Raw genomic sequence first — 17,132 nt, forward strand, 5'->3', positions numbered from 1 at the left:
GCCGCGATGATGCGAGCGCGTTTCCCATGGTGCTGATGCGGTGGTTCGGTCGCGGCGAGATCCGCCGCTGGCGCGACCTGCACGTCGCGATGGCGCGCGCGGTGCTGCAGCAGGCGGCGGCCGATCTGGTCGAGAGCTTCGATGCCGATCTCTCCCAGGCCGATTGGCGCGACGGGCTGATCGAGCAGACCCGCTTCGTCGCCACCCGCATCGCCCCCGTCGTGCGCCAGGTCGCCGATCCGCTGGCGCGACGGGTGATCGAGGAGGCGGATCGCGCGCTGGCGCCGATCGCCTTTCACCACCTGCAATGGCGGCCGCTGCCGGTCGACGCCAATCTGATGCGCGACATGATGGAGGAGCTGGGTGACTGGGCGGCCGCGGGCGGCGCCGCGCTCACCGGCCTCGTGCGCGGCGCCGCGACGGGGCTGCCGATCGCCGGCGGGCTGGGGCGGGGCGGTCCGGCGAGCGACTGGATGCGGCTGCGTGCCGAGGCGCGGCTGCGGGCGAAGGTCCACGCCTATGTCCATGCGACCGTAGTGCAGGGCCCCAAGGGGCGGCCGGCGCTCCTCGAGCATGTCGTCGCGCTGCTGCAGGACACCGCACGCCATGCGCAGCCGCTGTGACCGTCAGGCGATGATCCCGGTTACCGTTGCTCGGAGTAAATTCGCCGCATCCTGCGGGGCGAGCCGCACCTGCAATCCGCGTTGTCCGCCATTGATAAAGACATAGGGTTCGCTGATAGCGGTTTCCTCGATCACCGCGGGCAGCGCTTTCATCTGCCCGAACGGGCTGATGCCGCCGACCTTGTAGCCGGAGAGGCGTTCGGCGTCCGCCGGCTTCATCATCTCCGCCGATTTGCCGCCGACCGCCGCCGCCAGCTTCTTCATCGCCACCTGCCGGTCCGAAGGCAGGATTGCCAGCACCGGCTTGCCGTCGACCTTGGCCATCAGCGTCTTGAGCACGCGCGCGGGCGGCTCGCCCAGCGCCTCGGCCGCCTGGAGCCCGATCGCATCGGCGTCCGGGTCATAGGCATAGCTGTGTACGGTGAAGGCGATCTTCGCCGTTTCGAGCATCCGCGTGGCGCGGGTTGCCTTGGACATGGTTCTGCTCCCCGATCCTCGGCTCGGTGGCATGCGCGCGACCTACGTGCAAGCCCTGGGGCATGATGAAGTCCTTGTTAACGCTTGCCGCCTAGCCTGCTGAAAGTTTCGGCAAGATGGGCGGAGGTGGGCATGGGCCTGCTGGGGATGGCATTGTTCGCAGCGGTTGCGGGAAGCTCGCCGGCAGCGGCGCCGCGCGTCGCGATCATCGACAGCGGCGTGGCGGAGACGCCCGAGCTCCATGGCAAGCTGATCGCCGAATATGACATGGCGGGCGCCGACCGCCCCGCGTTCCGCCCGCGCTACGACCATGGAACGATGGTCGCCACTATTCTCAGCCGCGCGGCGGCGGGGGAAGTGGCGATCGTGTCGCTGCGGATCGACGATCCAGCCGGCTGCCGTCCGGGCGCCAATCCGCCCTGCCAGCCGAGTGCCGCGCCGATCGTCGGCGCGATCCGCAAGGCAATCGCGCTCAAGGTGGACGCCATCAACATCTCGCTCGCACTGGCCGACGATCCCGCGATCACCGCCGCGGTGCACGATGCTGCATCGGCCGGGATCGTGGTGGTGCTGGCGGCCGGCAACAACGGCCTGTCGCACCCCGGCAACCTCGCCATGGCGCGGCAGGGCTTTCCCAATGCGGTGCTGGTCGGCGCGCTCGATGCGGCGGGGCAGCCCTGGACCGGCACCAACCGGCCCGAGCCGCAGGCGCAGGGCTATCTCTATGTCTGGCAGCGCGGCGTCGACGTGCCGACCACGCGCGCGGACGGGCGGGCGGTGACCGGCACCGGCACCTCCTTCGCCGCGCCGATCGAGACCGCGCGGCGGATCGCGCACCGCCGTCGCACGGCCTGATTGCTCGCTGAAATTTTCTGAAACACAGCCGTTATTGCGGAACTTTGAGGAATGGGTATGGTTCCGGCCCAGGAGAGGCTGGAACGTAAACATACGCCATGTCTGTCCTCGCCTCGGGTTAACCGTGGCGGGAACAAGCGATAATGGAAAAACAAGTATGTGGATAAGTTTGCTTGTCGCGATGCTGGTAGCAGCACCGCAAGCCGGAGAGGGTGTCGAAGGTCGCTGGAAGACCCAGACACGAAATGCGATCGTCGAGATCCAGCGCTGCGGTGCTTCGATCTGTGGGCGGCTTCTCACCTCGGACGCGCTGCGCACCAATCCCGATCTGCGCGATACCAGGAATTCGAACGCGCAGCTGCGCACCCGTCCGCTCAAGGGGATGCAGATCCTGAGCGGCTTCACCGCCGACGGCGGCAATTGGAGCGGCGGCAAGATCTACAATGCCGAGGACGGCAAGACCTACACCGCGGATATCACGCTGGCGGGCGCCGACCAGCTCAAGCTGCGCGGCTGCGTGTTCAAGCCCTTCTGCCGTACCCAGACCTGGACCCGGGTTCGCTGACGGCGCGCGCGTGCGCCGTTTACGAACCCCAGTAGCGTGAGAATAACCATGAAAAAGCTGCATTTCCTCCTCACCGCCGGTACCACGCTGGCGGCCAGCGCCGGTTTTGCCGGTGCCGCCCATGCCCAGGCCTTCTACCTGCAGGAACAGTCTGCCCGCGGCGCCGGTCGCGCCTTTTCGGGCGAAGTCGCCGATACGGGGGCTGCCTCCTTGTGGTGGAACCCCGCCGCGATCGCCGATGCCGAGCGCATCGAAGTCAACCTCAACGCCGCAGCGATCCTGCCGCGCGGCGAGGTGGTCGATACCGGCACGCTGATCCGTCGCCCGGGCAGCACGGCCTTCACGCCGATCGGCGGCGAGACCACCAGCCGCAATCCGATCAACAACGGCGTGCTGCCGTCGGGCGCGGTCGCGGTGCCGCTCGGCCACCGCGTCGCGCTCGGCCTCGCGGTCACCTCGCCCTACAGCTTCACCACCGATTACGCGTCGACCAGCTGGGCGCGCTACAGCGCCGACAAGACCCGGCTGCGCACGGTCGACATCCAGCCCTCGATCGCGGTGTCGGTGACCGACTGGCTGCGCGTCGGCGCGGCGGCGAACGTCGAATATACCGATGCCAGCCTCAGCAACGCGCTGCCCAACGTGCTCGCGAGCCTGCCCGACGGCCGCCAGGAACTGAAGGGCGATGGCTGGGATGTGGGCTGGAGCGCAGGCTTCCAGATGCACAGCGACCGGGTGACCGCGGGCTTCAGCTACAAGTCGGCCATCCGCCACAAGCTGAAGGGTGACCTGACCGTGAGCGGGCTGGTCGGGCCGCTCCAGACCGGCAACACGGCACTGTCGGACGTCCGCGCGGACTTCTACACGCCCGCCCAGCAGATCGCCGGCCTGCGCTGGCGCGCCACCGACAGGCTGACGCTCAACGGCCAGGTGGTTCATTATAACTGGGACAAGTTCGACGCGATCCGCCTCGGCGCGCCGCTGAACCAGGCGATCCCCGAAAACTACCGCGAGAGCTGGAGCTATGCCGGCGGCGTCGACTATATGGTCTCGCCCGCGCTGACGCTGCGTGCGGGCGTGCAGCGGGCGACGACGCCGACCCAGAACGGCCAGCGCGATGCGCGCGTGCCCGATTCCAACCGGTGGAACTTCGGCGCGGGCGGTTCCTATGCGGTGACGCGGAACATCGTGCTCGATGCGGCGGCGAACTATGTCGACTTCGCCAACGCGCCGATCGACCGCGCGACGATCGCCGCGGGCTCGACCATCCTGACCCGGGGCGAGCTGCGCAATGCGCGGGCGTTCGTCTTCTCGCTGGGCGGCCGCGTGCAGTTCTGACGGGCTAATTCGCTAGAACCAATGGCAGCGCCGCCGACCTTCGGGTCGGCGGCGTTTCCTTTTCAAGCCGCTCCTCGTTGGAGGAGGGGCTTTTAGGGGCAACCCCAGGACTATCGCCCGGGCCCGCGAACACCTATCCGAAGCGACCCGCACCGAAACCAAATCTTAAGGATGTTCCCGTGACCGACCTCGCGTCCCCCGATCGCCTGAACGAGGCTCGTACCGCGCTCGCCGAGGCGATGGCACTGCACGAACAGGGGGATTTGGCGGCGGCCGAGCGGCAGTATCGCGTGGCGCTCGCCCACGGCTATCGCGCGGTGGAGATCCTGCCATTGCTGGCCGGCTTGCTGGGGCGGCTCTCGCGCCCCGAGGATGCGCTGGTCGCCTGGGACGAGCTGCTCGCAACCGAACCCGATCATGCCGTCGCGTTGCATGAGAAGGGCCTGACGCTCCACTGGCTCGGCCGCAGCGACGCGGCGATCGCACCGCTGGAACGCGCCTGCGCCCTCGATCCGGACAATCCCACCGCGCTGGGCAACCTCGCGGTCGTGCTGGCCGATGTCGGGCGCAACCAAGAGGCGCTGCATTGCTTCCGCCGCGCGCTCGCGTTGCAGCCGGACAATCTCCACCTGCGCCACCAGGTCCGGCGCCTCGGCTCGGGCGCGGTGCCCTTCTGGCATATCCCGATGATGAACGACGCGCCGCGCAACGATGCGTTCGAGGCGGCGATTAAGGCGGCGATCGCCGTCGCCGGGCCCGATGCGCGGGTGCTCGACATCGGCGCGGGCAGCGGGCTATTGTCGCTGATGGCGGCGCGGGCAGGGGTGCGCAAGGTCGTCGCCTGCGAGATGGAGCCGCTGATCGCCGAGATGGCGCAGACCATCGTCGCGCAGAACGGCTATGCCGGTCGGGTTACCGTCCATGCCAAGCCTTCGACCGAACTCGCCATCGGCGCCGAACTGGATGCGCCGGCGGACATCCTGGTCTCGGAAATCCTCTCCAGCGACCTGCTGACCGAGAAGGTGCTCGACACTTTCGAGGACGCCCATCGCCGCCTGCTCGCGCCCGACGCGATCGTCATCCCGCGCGCCGCCACCGCGATGGGCTGCCTCGTCGCCAGCGACAATCTCGCCGACTATGTCTTTGTCGGTGACGTGTCCGGGTTCGACCTTTCGGCCTTCACCGCCTTCGGGCCGCAGCGCCTGCCGATCCACGGCACGATGACCGGCTGGCAGCGGCTGTCCGACGATCAGGAACTGGTGCGGCTGGACCTCACGCAGAAGAAGCACGACGCGACGCTTGCACGGTTGCGCATTCCGGTCACCGCCAGCGGCCGCGCGGTGGGCATCGTGCAGTGGATGCACATCGATCTGTGGGAAGGCGTGACCTTCGACAATCATCCGAGCGGCTATCACGATGGCGGCTGGCTGCAGGTGCTGCATAGCTTCCCCGAGCCGATCGAGGTCACGGCGGGCGAAACGCTCGACATCGCGGTCGGCCATGACCGGATCACGCTGATCCTGATGCCGCTGGAGAGTGGCTGAGGCGCGGGCCCTGCGTTTGCTCTAAGGGAGAAAAGGGGCAGCGGGCGACCCGAAGGTCACCCGCTTTATCCCAAATGCAAGTAATGGTCGGGGAGAGAGGATTCGAACCTCCGGCCCCTGCCTCCCGAAGACAGTGCTCTACCAGGCTGAGCTACTCCCCGACGGAGTCCGGTCTACAATGCTTTCGGGAGCAGACCGGCTTGAGCTTGGAGGCGCGCCTATAAGGGTGGGTTGGCCGAGCCGTCAAGCGGTTCGTTGCAGCAAAAAGACGAACCCATGCTTTTTTTCCGCATCGCTCCCTTTCCCGCTCTCGACCGCCCCTCGGCGGACCGATAAGCCTCGCCGCCAATGTCACCGATCGAAGCCGTCGCCACCCTGCTGGGGCTCGCCAATGTCGCGCTGGTCGTGCGGCGGAGCCTGTGGAACTATCCCTTCGCGCTGGCGATGGTGACGCTGTACGCCTGGATCTTCCTGCAGGCGCGGCTGTACAGCGACGCGCTGCTCCAAGGCTTCTATTTCATCGTCAACGGCTATGGCTGGTGGAACTGGCGGCAGGCCAAGGCGGAAGCGGGCGAGGTGCCGGTGGTGCGGCTGTCCAACCGCGCGCGGCTCGGCTGCGCGGCGGGCGCTGCGCTCGTCGCGCTCGGCTGGGGCGCACTGATGTCTCGCCTGACCGATGCGGCCTTTCCCTGGTGGGATGGCACGATCGCGGTGCTGAGCATCGTCGCGCAGATCCTCCAGTCGCGCCGCGCCTGGGAATGCTGGCCGCTGTGGATCGTGGTGGACCTGCTCGCCATTCCCTTGTTCCTGGTGAAGGGGCTGTGGCTCACCGCCGTGCTCTATTGTCTTTTCCTCGCGCTTTCGGTGTGGGGAGCGATCGACTGGACCAAGGCTCGCGCATGATTCCTCGCACCATCTGCCTCCACGGACCCGAAAGCACGGGAAAGACCACGGTCGCGGCGCGGCTCGCAGCGGCGCTCGGGGGCACGGTGCTCGACGAATATGGCCGCGAATATGCCGAGGCGCGCGGCACCGATTTCACGATGGCCGATCTGGTCGAGATCGCCAAGACGCACGATGCCGGCACCCGCATGATGCTGGAGACGACCGCGCCGCCGCTAATCCTCGACACCGATCCGCTGATGACCGCCGTCTGGGCAGACATGCTGTTCGGCACGCGCGATCCCTGGTTCGATGCCTGGCAGGGCACGGCGGACGTCTACCTCCTGTTCGACATCGATCTGCCCTGGGTCGCGGACGGCACGCGGCTGTTCGGCACGCGTCCATTGCGGCAGCGCTTCTTCGATCTGTCGCGCGCCGAACTCGAGCGCCGCGGGGTGCGCTGGGCGCTGGTGCAGGGAGAAGGGGAGGCGCGCACCGCCGCCGCGCTCGCCGCAATCGAGGCTTTTGGGCAACAGATCTGAGGAACCGGCGGCCGCCGGAATTCCGTCACAGGAAGTTCACAATCCGAGCCTAGCGCCGCCCCCGACGGCAACGGGAACCCACTATCAAATAATTGGCATCGCCGGTGAAATGCCGGGCTGCGGTTCCGCGTGCCGTTCAAACACAAGACCAAATATCCATTCGGGGAAAACCAATGCTGAAACTCGCGCGCGACAAGCGCAGCCTGCTGCTCGGCGCCGCCCTTGGCGCGCTGTTCACGTCCGATTTCGCCTTCGCCCAGGATACGCAGGCGAATGACGGCCTGAGCGACATCGTCGTCACCGCCGAGCGCCGCCCGGAAAACCAGCAGGACGTGCCGCTCTCGGTCGCGGTGCTGCCGGCGTCGCAGGCGCGCGATTACACCGCCGGCGGCGACGACACGCTGCTCGCGCTCTCGGGCAAGGTGCCGGGCCTGTATGTCGAATCCTCGACCGGCCGCATCTTCCCGCGCTTCTACATCCGCGGCCTCGGCAACGTCGATTTCTACCTCGGCGCCTCGCAGCCGGTCTCGATCATCCAGGACGACATCGTCCTCGAGCATGTCGTGATGAAGTCGAACCCGGTGTTTGACGTGAACCAGATCGAAGTGCTGCGTGGGCCGCAGGGTTCGCTGTTCGGCCGCAACACCACCGCCGGCATCATCAAGTTCGATTCGATCCGCCCCTCGCAGCAGTTCGAGGGCCGCGGCACCGCCAGCTATGGCAGCTATAACAGCGTCAATGTCGATGCGGGCGTCGGCGGGCCGATCATCCAGGACAAGCTCGCCTTCCGCATCTCGGGGCTGTACCAGCACCGCGACGACTATATCGACAACAGCTACACCGGCCCGAGCGCCGACGGCACGCGCGTCGGGCGCAAGGATGCCGCGGGCGGCTTCAACGAGAAGGACGTGCGCCTGCAGCTGCTCGCGACGCCCAGCGAGACGCTGTCGATCCTCGCCTCGGGCCACGCCCGCTGGTATGACGGCACCGCCACCGTGTTCCGCCGCGGCGCGCTCAACCTGGGTTCAAACAAGATCCGCGGCGTCGACTTCACCAGCGCGCGCTGGGACGAGGGCGCCGACAATCCGCAGAACTACAAGACCGCCGGCGGCTCGGTCCACGTCAACTGGGATCTCGGCGGTGTGACGCTGACCTCGATCACCGGCTACGAGACGCTGTCGGGCTATAGCCGTGGAGACACCGATGGCGGTGCTGCGGCCGATTTCGGCAATGCCGGCTTCGGCGAGTCGATGGGCCGGGTGAAGGGCCTCGACCAGTGGACCGAGGAATTCCGCGTCGCCAGCAACGGCAACGGCCCGCTCAAGTGGCAGGTCGGCGCGATGTATTTCGACGCGCGCGACATCACCGATTTCTACCAGCGCGCCTATTTCCTGAGCGGCACCGCCAACAACCCGAATAACTGGGTCCGGCTGCACAACGTCAACACCAGCTGGGCGGTGTTCGGCCAGGCGAGCTACGAGGTCGCCCCGCAGCTCACGATCACCGCTGGCGGCCGCGTGACCGAGGACACCAAGACCACCGATCTGCTGAAGACCGCAAACACGATTGCAAACGCCGTCACCTATACTGGCCGTCGCCACGTCCGCCTGTCCGACACGCAGCCGAGCTGGGACCTGAGCGCGCGCTACGAGGTCAACCCCGATCTCAGCGTCTATGCCCGGGTTGCCAAGGGCTTCCGTGGTCCGACCATCCAGGGGCGTTCGGCGGTGTTCAACTCGGACTTCACCACCGCCACCTCGGAGAAGATCCTGTCGTGGGAAGCCGGCCTGAAGAGCCAGATCGGCCGCACGCTGCGCTTCAACCTGTCGGGCTTCTATTACACGGTCGACGACATCCAGCTCAACGGCAACGACCTCAACGGCAACGGCGTGCTGCTTAACGCCAACAAGGCCAAGGCCTATGGCATGGAAGCCGATCTCGACTGGAAGCCGGTGCGCAACCTGTCGATCCAGGCGGGCCTGAGCCTGCTGCACAGCGAGATCGACGACCAGAACCTCGAAGCGCAGGTCTGCGCGTTCGGCGGTGCGGTAACCTGCACCGTGCTCGATCCGCTGCGCAAGCAGGGCTCGCTGTTCCTGGCGAAGATCGACGGCAACCCGCTGCCGAACGCGCCGGAATACAATCTCAGCCTCAACGCGCGGTACGATGTGCCGCTCGCCAATAGCGGCCGCGTGTTCGTCTCGACCGACTGGAACCTGCAGGGCTACACCAACTTCGTCCTGTACGAGACCAAGGAGTTTACCGCGAACGGCAACTTCGAGGGTGGCCTGAAGATCGGCTATGCCGCGCCGGACGACGCCTGGGAGATCGCAGGCTTCGTGCGCAACATCACCAACGAGATGAATCTCAAGGGCGTGATCGAGAACTATCGCGCTGCCGTGCTCAACGAGCCGCGGGTGTTCGGCGTCTCGCTGAGCGGCAAGTTCAAGTAAGCCCAATCGGCTGCGCCTCCCCCGCCGGGGAGGTGCGACGGACAAGAGAAAAGGGCCGCCGCGGGATCTCCGCGCCGGCCCTTTTTCCTTTACCCGCGCCCGATCAGTTGGACGGGGCGAGCTTGGTGTTCAGCACCCATCCGACATTGTCGTTCTCGTCGGCGACTTCCCACCACAGGCCGTCCTTCTTGCCGGTGGGGTAGAGGATCGCGCCCACCGGCAGCGTGCGGATCACCTTGCCGGTCGCAGCCGGCAGGGTGCGCATCGCCACCGGCGCCTGGGCGGTGAAGGTCTTGGTCGGGGCCGCCTGCGCAGTGCCCTCGTCGCCGGGGCGCACCAGGCCGAGCTCGTTGACCATCTTCGAATAGGCGTCGATGAAGGCCAGCGTTACGATCCGGCCGATATCGGTATTGTCATAGCCGCCGCCGACCGCACCCAGCCCGCCGCCGATGAAGCCGACGCCGCCGCCCGCGCCCCAGCTCACGCTGTTCTTCGAGGCATAGCCTTCCTGGGTGGAGATCGTTTCGGTGGTGCGGACATTGGTGAGCGAGAGGACGGTGTTCGCCTCCATCTTGCGCGACTTGATGCCGCCCAGCAGGCCGCCGATCGGCCCGCCGATGATGCCGCCGGCCGCACCGGCCACGCCGCTGCCCGCCGCATTGCGGTTCGAGGCCTGCACCTCGGCGACCAGAACATAGTCCGCCGCCTTGATCTGGCCCTGGCCGACATTGGCGCCGCGCTGGTGGCCGAGATTGCCGCCGATGTTGCGCTCCAGCTCGGCCGCCTGCAGGCCCGAGCCGCGGTCGACGAGGTTGAAGCAGCCCGAACGCTGGACCAGCACCTTCAGCAGCTTCTGCGGCGGCGCCAGCGAATACTGCGTCCAGCCGCGGGGATCGTCGCCGTCAACGATCGAGAGCGTGCCCAGCTTGCGTGCGCAATGCGGCACGTCCTGCATCGCCTGTTCCTGCGTGCGCTGGGTCTTGGTCGGCTTGCTCTGGGCGAGCGCGGGAACCGCGCCCACGCACAACGCCATCGCCCCGGCGGCGCCGAGCAACTGCTTCATCATGATACTAAAACCTCCCTGTACAACCAGGCGGCCCGAAGTGGGAAGAGACCGCCCCCCGGTCGCGTGCGTAACAGAATGGATCGCGTCGGCCTAGCGCGCTTGCGACCTCGTGCAATCCGGTACTTTGGCTTTTGCCCGCAGCCTGCTATCGGCCGCGGAATCATGGCCACCGACATCACCAAGATCCGCAATTTCTCGATCATCGCGCATATCGACCATGGCAAGTCGACGCTCGCCGACCGGCTGATCCAGCGCACCGGCGGGCTGGCCGACCGCGAAATGTCCGAGCAAGTCCTTGATAACATGGATATCGAGAAGGAACGCGGGATCACCATCAAGGCGCAGACCGTGCGCCTGGAATGGAAGGGCCATGTCCTCAACCTGATGGACACGCCCGGTCACGTCGACTTCGCCTATGAGGTGAGCCGCAGCCTCGCCGCCTGCGAGGGCGCGCTGCTCGTCGTCGACGCAGCCCAAGGCGTGGAAGCGCAGACGCTCGCCAATGTCTACCAGTCGATCGAGCACGACCACGAGATCATTCCCGTGATCAACAAGATCGACCTCCCCTCGGCCGAGCCCGAAAAGGTCCGCGCCGAGATCGAGGACGTGATCGGCCTCGACGCCTCCAACGCCGTGCTCGCCAGCGCCAAGAGCGGCATCGGTATCGACGAGATCCTCGACGCGATCGTCGCGCGCATCCCCTCGCCCAGGGGCGACCCCAATGCCCCGCTCAAGGCGATGCTGGTCGACAGCTGGTACGACCCGTATCTCGGCGTCGTCATCCTCGTCCGCGTGATCGACGGCTCGATCCGGAAGGGCCAGCAGGTCAAGTTCATGCAGACCGGCACGACCCATCTGGTCGACCGCGTCGGCGCCTTCCGCCCCAAGATCGAGCAGCTGCCCGATCTCGGCCCCGGCGAGATCGGCTTCATCACCGCGCAGATCAAGGAAGTCGCGCAGGCCCGCGTCGGCGACACGCTGACCGACGCCAAGAAGCCCGCCGCCGAGCCGCTGCCGGGCTTCAAGGAAGTCCAGCCGGTCGTCTTCTGCGGCCTGTTCCCGGTCGACGCCGCCGACTTCGAGAAGCTGCGCGAGAGCATCTCCAAGCTGCGCCTCAACGACGCCTCGTTCAGCTTCGAGATGGAGACCTCGGCCGCGCTCGGCTTCGGCTTCCGCTGCGGCTTCCTGGGCCTGCTGCACCTGGAGATCATCCAGGAGCGGCTGATGCGCGAGTACGACCTCGACCTCATCACCACCGCGCCGAGCGTGGTCTACAAGATGAAGCTCACCAAATCGGCCGGCGAGGCCGAGGGCAAGGAGATCGAGCTCCACAACCCCGCCGACATGCCCGATCCCAACCGGATCGAGGAGATCCAGGAGCCGTGGATCCAGGCGGTGATCTACATGCCCGACGAATATCTGGGGCCGATCCTCAAGCTCTGCCAGGATCGCCGCGGCATCCAGAAGAACCTCACCTATGTCGGCGGCCGCGCGCAGCTGACCTACGAGCTGCCGCTAAACGAAGTGGTGTTCGACTTCTACGATCGCCTCAAGTCGATCAGCCGCGGCTATGCCAGCTTCGACTATGAGCAGATCGGCTACCGCGCCGGCGACCTGGTCAAGATGGGCATCCTGGTCAACAACGAGCCGGTCGACGCGCTGAGCATGATCGTCCACCGCTCGACCGCCGAGAGCCGCGGCCGCGGCATGTGCGAGCGGCTCAAGGACCTGATCCCGCGCCATTTGTTCAAGATCCCGATCCAGGCGGCGATCGGCGGCAAGGTGATCGCCCGCGAGACGATCGCCGCGATGCGCAAGGACGTGACCGCGAAATGCTATGGCGGCGACGCCAGCCGCAAGCGCAAGCTGCTGGACAAGCAGAAGGAAGGCAAGAAGCGGATGCGCGAATATGGCAGCGTGCAGATCCCGCAGGAAGCCTTCATCGCCGCGCTGCGGATGGGCGAGGAGTAAGCGAAACCCAATTCCTCCCCGGAACGGGGAGGAATTAGGTTCGCCGCGTCCTGAAAATTCCTCCCCGGAACGGGGAGGGGGACCATGGGCGCGAGCCCATGGTGGAGGGGCCGTCGCGCGAGCGGCGGGGTTCCCGCGTGCTCCAGCCGACCCGCGCCTGACGGCGCGGCCCCTCCACCCCGCGGCTGCGCCGCGCGGTCCCCCTCCCCGTGCCGGGGAGGAATTTGGGTTACCGCCCCTGCGCCGCCTTCCACGCCGCCCAGCTGTCCGACCGCGCGGCGGCTTCCCATTCGACCTGCGCCGCGGCCATGCGGCGTTCGGCGTCGCGTTGCGCGCGCCGGCGTTCGTCCCAGTCGGGGCCGCTGACCGTCGAGGTGCCCGGCGACCGCGCGTACAGGGGCAGCGGCGGGCGCTCCGGCTCGCCGCACTCGGCCCAGACCTTTCGGCGCATCGCGTCGAGCTTCGCGCTCATCGGATGCGCGAATTCCTGCTCGCGGCCGTGCTTGCCATAGTCGGTCGTGAAGAAGGTGATCATCGCGTCCGACATGCCGGCATTGGCGAGGATCAGCTCGATATGGGTGAGCTGGCGCAGCGTATAGTCGGCGGCGACGATCCGGCCCTCCAGCCGCAGCTGGCGCTCGCTGCGCACCTTGGCGGCATAGCGGGTGAACAGCGTGTCGAGGACCTTGCGCATCTCCTCGGGCATCTTCGCGTCGGGCTCGGCCAGCGCCATGTACTCCGCCTTGCGCCGCGCGCAGACCGGGCAGGGGGCAGGCGCCTCCTCGCGCGCGACCGTATCGGGATGGCGGGTGCCGGGCGGCAGCGCGGCGAGGGCGCCATATTTCTCGGGATTGCGGTGGCGCAGGATGAACATCAGCAGGCGATCATTGTACCAGCGCTTCTCGCCGCACTGCTCGCCCTTGTAGAAGACCGGCACCGGCACGCCCTCGATCGCGCGTTCCATCGCGATGTCGCCCAGCCGATCGAGCCCGGCGGTGAGCGCCGCCTCCCAGGCGGCGCGGAAGCCGGCGCCTTGCGGGTGGAGGCGCAGCATATAGGCGCCCTCCTTGGCCATGTTGATCGACCGCGCCGCCGCGGTGACCGACCCGGTGGCGGCCAGCGCGGCGATGAACGCCCGCTGCCGCGCGGGCGTCCAGCCGTCGACGCGATGTTGGCGGGGTACCGGCGTGAAGTCCGGCACGACGAAGTCGGGGTTCGAGCGGTTCTTCATGCATGTGCATGTAACCAAATAGGTTCGTGTAGGAAAGAGGAGAAGTGCTGTTGTTAAGGGACCAGAGATCGCTCGGAGATTTTTGAGCTATCTCTGGCGTGAAGATGTGTTTCGAGGTAATTCACCACTTTTCTCCGATGGCGGATCCGGCCTTTGCAAAGAACACGGAGCCTGCAAGGCGAGCCGAATCTTGAACAGGCGCTAAGTCAGGATGGAGCGCTTCATGCGCGCTGTCACAGCGGCTCCGGTAAAGATCCATAACCTTGTTGAATATGCGATCACGCTCAGGCTGGGAGTTCGCAAGTAACTCAGATATCCGCGTAGAAAGAGCGCGCTTGATGCCTGCAGTGTTTGGATCGAGCAGCAGAGCCTCTAGGGAGGTCCAGACTGAAACAAGGAACGCTGCGCTGGAGCCTACCCACCACGCTGAATCTAGGTACGAGAAGGCCCGGCTGAATCGCTCGTCTTTCATGGCGACGATTAGCGCTGATAGGAGCGACCTCCATGCGTGGATGTAGCCACTAATATCCAATTTGGCGGTAAGCGTGTATGACCCCGCTTGCTCCATGCTTATCAGTGTCGGCTTGAGTTCGCCATTGTCACTCAAGGTCGCGAACGGAACATCTGACAGCACGGCCATACGAATCGGTGCGCATAAAAGTAAGCGAAGAGCAGCAGCGGCAAGCCAGGCCGAGGCTACCCTATTCCCAAAAATCGGCTCAGCTCCCGCGGGCAAGTAGAGCTGGCAGCGGATTTCAATATTGCGATGGCCGCCTCTGCATGCAAACCAAGGGGGCGGATGAGCCGCTCCGGCAAAGGGCGGCGGCTTCACAGCCAAAATCGGGTGCGCGAACAGAGTGCCGTAACAAGGTTCTACAAATAGGCCGGGCAGCAGTTCGTATCGCTCCAAAGCGGTGACCCCTTCGAGCCCTGCCCAAAAAGCAGTGTTCTCAAAAGCAGAGGCGTCACTCCGGCCCTTCCACGGCAGTTCTTTCAGCTTGCGATCCATCGGCGGATATCTGCCTTAAAGTTGGCTCAGGACCCACGGAGCACCACCTGCTTTACGTGTAAAGCTCCATATGCTTACGCGCGTATAACTGATCTGTCGAAGGCCAGCTCGTCTCAGTTAATGGCAGCTGCGGCCAATCGCAGCGGTATTAAACAGCGGCAAAGTCCCAAAAAGAGGCAGGTCGAGGTTTGGTTGATCGAACTGCGGCTATTCGGCGCAAAGGCTAGAGAGATCCCGGCGCAAGCGAGGCAACCGCTCCCCACACCTAGAACCTAGAACCTACCTCCCACCTCCACCACGCCGCGCCGCCCGCACGATCACCGCCGACCCCAGCAGCGCCGCCGAGACGATCGCCGCCACCGCCACCAGCCCGCCGGTGGTGATCCGTGCCTCCAGCGTCACGCTGTCGCCGACGCGCAGGGTTGCATGGGCGCCGGTCGGGGCGGTGCGGGGTGCTTGGGTGGGGAGGGGATCGGCCATGGCCGCTTCTACCGCGAATCCCGTTTTGAGGCACACGCCGCGTGCCGGTCGCGCGATCGTTCCGCCGCCGAATGAACCATTCCGGCAGACCAACGTTATGGGGCCGTCCTTATCAGATGGTTTCCAGCGTGAGTCAGAACGTGTCGCAGCCCCGTCCTTCCCAGCCAGCGCGGTCTCGCCGCTGGGGGATTCCGGGAGTCGCGGCGGCACTGGTCTGCGCCGCGCCGGCCTTCGCGCAAGGCTATGCCGCCCGGCAGTTCGGCGACTGGACGGTCGCCGCGAGCAAGGACGGATCGGGCTGCTTCATCAGCCGCAGCTTCGACCAGCCCGGCGGCACCACGCTGCTGCTGGGCATGGACCGCGACGGCAGCAACCATTTCTCGGTGCTCAACGAGAATTGGTCGATCCGCCCGCAGGACCGGCTCAAGCTCACCTTCCGCCTCAGCCAGGGCGGCTACCCCAATCACCAGGCGATCGGCATCGTCGCGGACGGCAAGCAGGGATTCGTCGCGGCGTTCGATCCCAAGTTCCCGACGTCGTTCGCCGGCTCGAAGGCGCTGCACATCGATCGCGGGTCGACGCCGGTGGCGCGGCTGCCGCTCGACGGCAGCGGCGCGGCGGTGGCGGAGCTCCGGCGCTGCGTCGCGGCGCAGCACGGGCCGGCCAAGGCGGCGGCGAGCGACGACGGAATTCCCCGCGATCCCTTCGCCGAGCGCCCCAAGCCGAGGCGCAAGCGGTGATGCGGGAACACTTCGCCCCGTGCACGGCTCGGTCCGACGGACATCCGGCACAGCCGGGCCGAATCGGGATTGTTGCGGGCCCGTTGCTCCGGCTTGGTGACGGAGCCTTAAGTTTTCTTAACGAGTGAAAGGTGTGTATATGCGTACTGGTATCAAGTTTGCTCCCCTCGCGGCTCTGATGATCGGCAGCGTCGCGCTGAGCGGTTGCGCCACCAAGAAATATGTCCGCGAGCAGATCGCCCCGGTGAGCCAGCGCGTCGATGCGCTCGAGACGCGCCTCCAGGAGACCGACGGCACCGCCAAGCAGGCGCTGTCGCAGGCCCAGGCCGCTGCCGGCCAGGCCCAGCAGAACGGCCAGCGCCTCGACCAGATCAACGGCCGCGTCGACATGCTCGATCAGCAGCAGCAGGCGCTGTCGCAGCAGGTCCAGCAGCAGCGTGCCCGGGGCAAGCGTCCGCGCAACTAAGCGGAAACCTTGCCGCACCGGCCTTCGGGCCGCGGGTTTCGGGTGGCCGCGCTTCGGGGCGGTCACCCTTTCTTTTGAGCGCCCCTTTTCGTGAGCGACGTATCGATGATCCAAGGCTTACTCGCGCTGGCCGGGCTGGCGCTGCTCGTTCCCCCTGCCGCCGCTGTTCCCCTTCAGGATGCCAAGCCCAAGGCCGCCGCGCCGAAGAAGGCGGCGCCCAAGAAGGGCAAGCGCGCCGCTGCCGCCAAGCCCAAGGCTGCGGCCGCCAAGCCGGCCGCGCCCAGGCTCCAGCCCTCGGCCGCGACGCTGCGGGTGCACGACTGGGTGTCCTCCGCCGGGGACAATCACGGGCTGCCCTATCTGATCGTCGACAAGCCGGGCGCCGCGCTGTTCCTCTACGATGCGCACGGCAAGCAGCTCGCCGCGGTGCCGGTGCTGATCGGCATCGCCCCGGGCGATGACGCGACGCCGGGGATCGGCGCCAAGCAGCTCTCCGAGATCGGCCCTGCGGAGAAGACCACGCCGGCCGGGCGCTACCTCGCCAAGTTCGGCCTGGCGATCGGCAAGGAGCGGGTGCTGTGGGTGGATTACTACACCTCGGTCGCGCTGCACCCGGTGCCGACGGGGGCCGCGGCGCGCAAGGAGAAAAGGCGCGAGCGGCTCGCCTCGCCGACGCCCGACGACAACCGCATCACCTTCGGCTGCATCAACGTGCCCTCGAGCTTCTACGCCAAGCTGCTCAGCCCGATGTACAAGGGCAAGGGCGGCTATGTGTATGTGCTGCCCGACAGCAAACCGATCGAGGCGGTGTTCCCCGCGCTCCACGTCCGGTCGGCCGCGGCGCGCTGAGCCACAAGAAAATGCCCGGCCGCTGGGGGCGCGACCGGGCG

17 protein-coding genes and 1 tRNA gene are annotated in these 17,132 nt (G+C 66.7%); 12 read left to right on the plus strand and 6 right to left on the minus strand.

Annotated elements, in window-relative coordinates; genetic code table 11:
- Window positions 1-35 precede the first annotated feature (35 nt).
- Entirely contained in the window at window positions 36-623 is a 588-nt protein-coding gene (locus GGR89_RS09955) for a hypothetical protein (protein WP_245201626.1), read from the plus strand.
- A 3-nt stretch (window positions 624-626) separates the two neighbouring features.
- Here GGR89_RS09955 and ybaK read toward each other — a convergent pair whose 3' ends face one another.
- Window positions 627-1,100 carry a Cys-tRNA(Pro) deacylase gene (ybaK, locus tag GGR89_RS09960; protein ID WP_125971960.1) on the minus strand — a complete coding sequence of 158 codons (474 nt, stop codon included), beginning with the start codon at window positions 1,098-1,100 and terminating at the stop codon, window positions 627-629.
- Between the two features lie 132 nt (window positions 1,101-1,232).
- Here ybaK and GGR89_RS09965 point away from each other — a divergent pair, with 132 nt between their 5' ends.
- From GGR89_RS09965 to GGR89_RS09980, 4 genes are all read left to right on the plus strand, one after another.
- Window positions 1,233-1,955: a S8 family peptidase gene (locus tag GGR89_RS09965; RefSeq protein ID WP_125971961.1), complete on the plus strand. Its 723-nt coding sequence runs from the start codon at window positions 1,233-1,235 to the stop codon at window positions 1,953-1,955.
- A gap of 157 nt (window positions 1,956-2,112) precedes the next feature.
- Window positions 2,113-2,520: a DUF2147 domain-containing protein gene (locus GGR89_RS09970; protein WP_125971963.1), complete on the plus strand. Its 408-nt coding sequence runs from the start codon at window positions 2,113-2,115 to the stop codon at window positions 2,518-2,520.
- A 48-nt stretch (window positions 2,521-2,568) separates the two neighbouring features.
- Window positions 2,569-3,858 carry an OmpP1/FadL family transporter gene (locus tag GGR89_RS09975; RefSeq protein WP_125971965.1) on the plus strand — a complete coding sequence of 430 codons (1,290 nt, stop codon included), beginning with the start codon at window positions 2,569-2,571 and terminating at the stop codon, window positions 3,856-3,858.
- Window positions 3,859-4,037: 179 nt separating this feature from the next.
- Complete coding sequence (locus GGR89_RS09980; RefSeq protein WP_125971967.1) at window positions 4,038-5,402, plus strand: protein arginine N-methyltransferase; 1,365 nt, start codon at window positions 4,038-4,040, stop codon at window positions 5,400-5,402.
- An 84-nt stretch (window positions 5,403-5,486) separates the two neighbouring features.
- Here the strand turns inward: GGR89_RS09980 and GGR89_RS09985 are convergent.
- Window positions 5,487-5,563, minus strand: a tRNA-Pro gene (locus GGR89_RS09985).
- 187 nt (window positions 5,564-5,750) lie between these two features.
- On the opposite strand from GGR89_RS09985, the gene pnuC reads away from it, so the two are divergent.
- The 3 genes from pnuC (at window position 5,751) to GGR89_RS10000 (ending at window position 9,279) form a co-directional block, all read left to right on the plus strand.
- The gene (gene pnuC, locus GGR89_RS09990; RefSeq protein WP_125971969.1) at window positions 5,751-6,305 is read left to right on the plus strand and encodes a nicotinamide riboside transporter PnuC; all 555 of its coding nucleotides are present in this window, start codon (window positions 5,751-5,753) and stop codon (window positions 6,303-6,305) included.
- Complete coding sequence (locus tag GGR89_RS09995; protein ID WP_125971972.1) at window positions 6,302-6,826, plus strand: AAA family ATPase; 525 nt, start codon at window positions 6,302-6,304, stop codon at window positions 6,824-6,826. Before pnuC ends, GGR89_RS09995 begins: the two co-directional genes overlap by 4 nt.
- Before the next feature lie 173 nt (window positions 6,827-6,999).
- Entirely contained in the window at window positions 7,000-9,279 is a 2,280-nt protein-coding gene (locus GGR89_RS10000) for a TonB-dependent receptor (protein ID WP_125971974.1), read from the plus strand.
- A gap of 103 nt (window positions 9,280-9,382) precedes the next feature.
- Here GGR89_RS10000 and GGR89_RS10005 read toward each other — a convergent pair whose 3' ends face one another.
- Complete coding sequence (locus tag GGR89_RS10005) at window positions 9,383-10,345, minus strand: CsgG/HfaB family protein (RefSeq protein WP_125971976.1); 963 nt, start codon at window positions 10,343-10,345, stop codon at window positions 9,383-9,385.
- Between the two features lie 162 nt (window positions 10,346-10,507).
- Between GGR89_RS10005 and lepA the strand changes: the two genes are divergently transcribed.
- Window positions 10,508-12,316, plus strand: coding sequence for a translation elongation factor 4 (lepA, locus tag GGR89_RS10010; protein ID WP_125971978.1), 1,809 nt, complete (start codon window positions 10,508-10,510; stop codon window positions 12,314-12,316).
- A gap of 229 nt (window positions 12,317-12,545) precedes the next feature.
- On the opposite strand, the gene GGR89_RS10015 is transcribed toward lepA, so the two are convergent.
- The 3 genes from GGR89_RS10015 to GGR89_RS10025 form a co-directional block, all read right to left on the minus strand.
- The gene (locus GGR89_RS10015) at window positions 12,546-13,547 is read right to left on the minus strand and encodes a hypothetical protein (RefSeq protein WP_125971980.1); all 1,002 of its coding nucleotides are present in this window, start codon (window positions 13,545-13,547) and stop codon (window positions 12,546-12,548) included.
- Window positions 13,548-13,668: 121 nt separating this feature from the next.
- Complete coding sequence (locus tag GGR89_RS10020) at window positions 13,669-14,556, minus strand: HEPN domain-containing protein (protein WP_125971982.1); 888 nt, start codon at window positions 14,554-14,556, stop codon at window positions 13,669-13,671.
- A gap of 279 nt (window positions 14,557-14,835) precedes the next feature.
- Window positions 14,836-15,036, minus strand: coding sequence for a hypothetical protein (locus GGR89_RS10025; protein WP_125971984.1), 201 nt, complete (start codon window positions 15,034-15,036; stop codon window positions 14,836-14,838).
- 140 nt (window positions 15,037-15,176) lie between these two features.
- On the opposite strand from GGR89_RS10025, the gene GGR89_RS10030 reads away from it, so the two are divergent.
- From GGR89_RS10030 to GGR89_RS10040, 3 genes are all read left to right on the plus strand, one after another.
- On the plus strand, window positions 15,177-15,776 hold the full coding sequence (locus GGR89_RS10030; protein ID WP_241217782.1) for a hypothetical protein: 600 nt from the start codon (window positions 15,177-15,179) through the stop codon (window positions 15,774-15,776).
- A 139-nt stretch (window positions 15,777-15,915) separates the two neighbouring features.
- Window positions 15,916-16,242 carry a hypothetical protein gene (locus GGR89_RS10035; RefSeq protein ID WP_125971986.1) on the plus strand — a complete coding sequence of 109 codons (327 nt, stop codon included), beginning with the start codon at window positions 15,916-15,918 and terminating at the stop codon, window positions 16,240-16,242.
- A 105-nt stretch (window positions 16,243-16,347) separates the two neighbouring features.
- Window positions 16,348-17,091, plus strand: a complete 744-nt coding sequence (locus GGR89_RS10040; protein ID WP_125971988.1) for a hypothetical protein — start codon at window positions 16,348-16,350, stop codon at window positions 17,089-17,091.
- Window positions 17,092-17,132: the final 41 nt, after the last annotated feature.

It is taken from the genome of Sphingomonas trueperi (assembly GCF_011927635.1).
Classification (GTDB): Bacteria; Pseudomonadota; Alphaproteobacteria; order Sphingomonadales; family Sphingomonadaceae; genus Sphingomonas; species Sphingomonas trueperi.